2 protein-coding genes are annotated in these 3,172 nt (G+C 31.3%); both read right to left on the minus strand.

The annotated features are described in order from the left end of the window. Positions 1-2,898: type I restriction endonuclease subunit R (locus WBG30_RS09980; RefSeq protein ID WP_424504507.1), on the minus strand; the 2,898-nt coding region annotated here is incomplete at its 3' end. 33 nt (positions 2,899-2,931) lie between these two features. Next, positions 2,932-3,172 (minus strand): hypothetical protein (locus tag WBG30_RS09985; protein WP_424504508.1); only part of this gene is annotated, 241 nt, incomplete at its 5' end.

Raw genomic sequence — 3,172 nt, forward strand, 5'->3', positions numbered from 1 at the left:
TGCTATTTTCTTTAGGATATCACAATCTTCTAATTCTGCTAGGATATCTTCAGTAGCTAGTGCACTATAAAATGCTGCTTCATCATCAGTTAACCCTAGATCATTTCCTTCTTTTTGCATATCTTGAAAATCTTTTGCCATTTTTATAAGTTCATCCATTACTTCTAAACTTGTGATAGCTTTATTTCTATATGATTGGAGAGATCTCTTTAGTTTATCTGAAAATTTCTCTGACATTACTAAATTTTTCCTTGAGCTTGACTTTATCTTTCCTTCTATTAATTTCTTTAGCATCTCTACAGCAAGGTTCTTATACTCCATAGATCTTATTTCTTCTAAAAAGTCATCTGATAATACAGACATATTAGGAGCTTCTATTCCAAGTTCTTTATATATGTCTATAACTTCTTCAGAAATTATAGTGTTTCCTAACAAAGTTGCCATTCTTTTGTTTATTTCATTATCTGATAAAGGTTTAACTTTATTAGGTGATTCTTGTTTTACAAGAGTAGCCTTTACTGCCTTGAAATATGCAACTTCTTCATTTAATCTTTTTCCATCTTCAGTAGAGACACATAACGAATGAGCTTTAGCTAATGAGGCTACTTGTTTTACAAATTCTTTTTTTAGTCCTTCTTTGTCTAGATCCATTTCAAGGATATAGTTCATACCACCAATTATAGATTTACCTCTTACCATAGGTTGATCACTTTTATAACCACTATATTCATAACCATGCATCATATCTCTGACAACTTCATAATATTCGAGCATTACTTGAACAGCTCTATCTAGATCTATTCCTGTAGTATTTCTGTCTGAAGCTGAGTATTGATTTAAAGCTTTTTTTAGTTTATCTGCTATTCCAATATAGTCTACAACTAATCCACCTTCTTTATCTTTAAATACTCTATTAACCCTTGCTATTGCCTGCATTAGATTGTGTCCTGCCATTGATTTATCAATATACATTGTATGCATACAAGGAACATCAAAGCCTGTTAACCACATATCCCTAACTATAGATATTTCTAATTCATCTGATTCATCTTTCATCCTATTGGCTAGTTCTTCTCTTTCCTGCTTAGTGGTAAAGTGTTGTTTCCAACTCATAGGATATTTAGAAACGTCATTAGTCATAATAACTTTGATCTTTCCTTTGGCTTTATCTTCATCATGCCATCCCGGTCTTAACCTTACTATTTCACTGTAAAGTTCCACACATATTCTTCTAGACATACATACTATCATGGCTTTTCCAAAGGCAGCATTTTTTCTACTTTCCCAGTGAGTTACTAGGTCTTGAGCAAGATCTCTTATCCTTGAACTACTTCCTACTACTGCTTCCATATTAGTGAATTCTTTTTTTTTCTTTTCGGCATTATATTCTGCTACATTCTCCATTATTTCGATAGTTTCTTTATCTGCTTCATTTAACAATGTTTGATCTAAATCTAATTTAATAAATCTATTCTCATAATAAATTTTTACTGTAGCACCATCTTCTACAGCTCTTGTCATATCATAGGTATCAATATAGTTTCCAAATACTGCTGTAGTTGATTTGTCTTGAAAATCTATAGGAGTTCCTGTAAATCCAATATAGTTTGCATTAGGTAGTGCATCTCTTATATGTTTTGCATACCCATATTTCACATTACCTTCTAAATCTTGTTTGGCTTCTAATCCATACTGACTACGATGTGCCTCGTCTGCCATGACTATGATGTCATTTCTATCTGACAATACATCTATGAAACTTTCACCCTTCTTAGGAGCAAACTTTTGTATAGTAGTAAATATTATTCCACCACTCTGTACATCCAGATAATCTCTCAATTGGTCTTTATCCTCTGCTTGTTTTGGATTTTCCACTAGATAACTACTACACTTTGCAAATGTCCCGTGTAATTGGTTATCCAAGTCATTTCTATCTGTTACCACTATTATTGTTGGATTATTAAATTTTTTCATTAATTGCCCTGCATAATAGGTCATAGTTAGAGATTTACCTGATCCTTGAGTATGCCAAACAACACCTATTCTTCCTTCACTCTCTTTTGCTTTTTTTGTATTCTTCAGGGCTTTTTTTACTGCAAAAAACTGATGATATTGAGCTAATATTTTTATTGATTCAGTCCTAGTTTTCATAAACAAGATATAATCTTTTGTCAATTCCAGGAGTCTTTCCTTTGTTAACATTCCATGAGTTAAAGTTTCCATCATCATCTCATCTTTTGGTCTGATCTCTTCTCCATCTACACTTCTAAAACTCATAAATCTCTCTAGATTAGATGATATCGTTCCTGTCTTCGCATTGATCCCATCACTTAATACAATAAATGAGTTATATTTAAATAGATCTGATATCTCATCTTTATACCTTTGAATTTGATTATATGCTTCTGTTATTCCGACCTCTTCGTTTATCATAGATTTTAGCTCTATGACTACCATGGGTATACCATTTACAAATAGGATAATATCTGGTCTTCTATTAGTCTTTTGAATAATAGTAAATTGATTTACAGCTATAAATGTATTGTTTTCTACATCTTCAAAATCAAATATATAGATCTTTCCAAATCTATCATTTCCATTTTTATCTTTGTATGGTACATCTATTCCATCAGTTACCATCTTATGAAACTCCTCATTAGCTCCTATAAGTGTTGGATTATATAGATGTCTTATCTTTTTGATTGCCTCTTCCTTGGCATCTGTTGGCATCTCTTTATTGATCTTATAGATAGAATTACGAAGTTCCTCAAGGAGAAGTACCTCATGGTAACTCCCTCTTTCATCTTCCTCTATCTCTCCTCCTAATCTATATTCATAACCTAGATTAGTTAAAAGGTGTATATATGCTTGTTCTAATTGATCTTCTGTAAAATTCATAATTTCCCCTCTTTAATTATCGATATTCACACCCTACCTTTTATCAATTATGTCTATAACTCTATCCATTACTTTTATAAAAAATTCTATAATTTTCCCTTCTTTTTCTAATTGTTCAATATACTCTAAATCAAATAGTAGCTGAATATGATTTCCAACATTTATATTTACAAAGTTCCTACCAGAAGCTTCAAATTTTTCTTTGAAATTTTCTTTAAAAGTATCTTTATCTTCAACATATTCCTGTATTTTTTCTTTTAGTTTTTCCCATTTG

Source organism: Psychrilyobacter sp., assembly GCF_049671765.1.
Lineage (GTDB): Bacteria > Fusobacteriota > Fusobacteriia > Fusobacteriales > Fusobacteriaceae > Psychrilyobacter.